The sequence below is a fragment of the Natronospira elongata genome, from assembly GCF_034931365.1.
GTDB classification, from domain to species: domain Bacteria; phylum Pseudomonadota; class Gammaproteobacteria; order Natronospirales; family Natronospiraceae; genus Natronospira; species Natronospira elongata.
Genome location: NZ_JAYGII010000088.1, coordinates 1 through 1,496, shown reverse-complemented (window position 1 = coordinate 1,496; position 1,496 = coordinate 1). Strand labels below are relative to the sequence as shown.

The 1,496-nt window shown below is 61.0% G+C and carries 3 protein-coding genes; 2 read left to right on the top strand and 1 reads right to left on the bottom strand.

The annotated features are described in order from the left end of the window. Window positions 1-431, bottom strand: a 431-nt coding sequence (locus VCB98_RS13830; protein WP_346053530.1) for a PDDEXK family nuclease, incomplete at its 3' end; no start/stop codon positions are given. Window positions 432-617: 186 nt separating this feature from the next. Between VCB98_RS13830 and VCB98_RS13825 the strand changes: the two genes are divergently transcribed. Both VCB98_RS13825 and VCB98_RS13820 read left to right on the top strand, forming a co-directional pair. Next, the gene (locus VCB98_RS13825) at window positions 618-1,133 is read left to right on the top strand and encodes a hypothetical protein (protein ID WP_346053528.1); all 516 of its coding nucleotides are present in this window, start codon (window positions 618-620) and stop codon (window positions 1,131-1,133) included. Window positions 1,134-1,188: 55 nt separating this feature from the next. Continuing rightward, the coding region (locus VCB98_RS13820; RefSeq protein WP_346053526.1) for a hypothetical protein at window positions 1,189-1,496 on the top strand (308 nt) is incomplete at its 3' end.

The following is a 1,496-nucleotide window of genomic DNA, read 5'->3' as shown; positions in this document are numbered from 1 at the left end:
TTAGTCCCCGCTGCCCGGATATTGTGAGCACGGGCATCCAGTTCCTTTCGTATGGAACCTCCGCCACCGCTCATTATCTGGCTGCGTTTGGACTCGATCATGTAGAGCGAACCGTTGCGGCCGGTGATGAGAGCGATCTGCATGGGCTTGGTCCCGCCATTGCTGACCAGAATCACCTCGTCACTGACCTTGTCGATTTGCTTGCTGAGTCCACGGTGGATGTCGTGGGCGTGGGCCATGCCGCGCAACACGTCCTGATTTCTGAAGCCACGGTCCCACAGGATTTGATGAGGATGCTTTATCCACTCCTGTTCAGTCGCCTGGGGCGATGCCAGCCAGTGGATCTTGTCCTCGGGCTTTGCAAGATCCAGCAGCACGGGCAAATTGGCGACACCGTTGCCGGTTGCAATGCAGATGAAGTCCTTGGCCATTGGCGTTGCGCCCCCTTGATCGCTATCCCGCATGATCAGACAGTCTATCCAATCAACCCGGCTTTCCGCTGCAGGAGCTTTCCTGCAAGCTTGCAGCCCCGCCACGATTGGCCCCGAACTGCTTCAATGCGCGCTATCGCGTCCGCGGGCGCGAACGATTGGGTTCTGTCTGCCGGAGGGCTGTGCATGAAAAAGCTATTGACCCTGCCGGGTACCTGGACGGTGCCCGTGGTACTGCTTGGCCTGATTGGGCTCGATGCGGCCACCAAGCTGCTGGCCCTGTACTGGCTGGCCGGTGAGCCCTTTCCCATGCCGATCATCAACGGCGTGGCCTGGCATTACATGGAGACGGGCCTGGGCCTGCTGGGTGCTTTCGTTCCGGAATCATGGCGTGGGCCGGCGCATGTGGCGCTGGCCGCGGGCTGCTGTCTGGGTATCGCCTCGGGACTGTATGCGGAGATGGTTGAGAGGAGCCCGCTCACGCTGCCGGCCACCATGCTCCTGGCGACCTGTCTCTCCAACTGGGGCGAGTACTTCGCCAGCGGGGTGGTGACCCGTTTCATTGTCATCACGCCGCCTTCCGGCGATGGTGTGATGGTCAATATTGGTATCCTTGCGGGGGTGTTGGGCCTTGCACTGCTGGTGGCGGTATCCATTCACGAGTCAGTCGCCAGGGCACTGCGCGCCCGGGCCGCCAGGTAGTCGAAACATGGTGCCTGAAGCATTTCAGGTTCAGGCCAGATAAAGGGGGAACAGCATGAAGGAAAAGCCGGGCAATCGATTCAATCGCTGGGAGAAGTCGCAAGACGCAACAGGGAAACTGGCAGTACCGTCCTGGGCCCGTGACCGTCGCCCGGGCGACTGGATCGAGGCGGTCTCGATCGAGAAGGTGCCTGGCCGGGTCAGGGATCTTTTCCGTGCTCATCCGGACCGGGATGAGCTGGAGCTTGGGGTTTTCTTTGACGATACCCGGCCCGGGGTGGTCGACCTGCTCGTCGGCCCCTTTGCGGAAATGGCCCTGCCCTACGACCATGTTCATCACGATGCCGATTTCCCGGGGCAATC

Excerpts from the sequence above, each read along its gene's own strand:
- VCB98_RS13825 (WP_346053528.1), top strand. The coding sequence starts at position 618 with ATGAAAAAGCTATTGACCCTGCCGGGTACCTGGACGGTGCCCGTGGTA.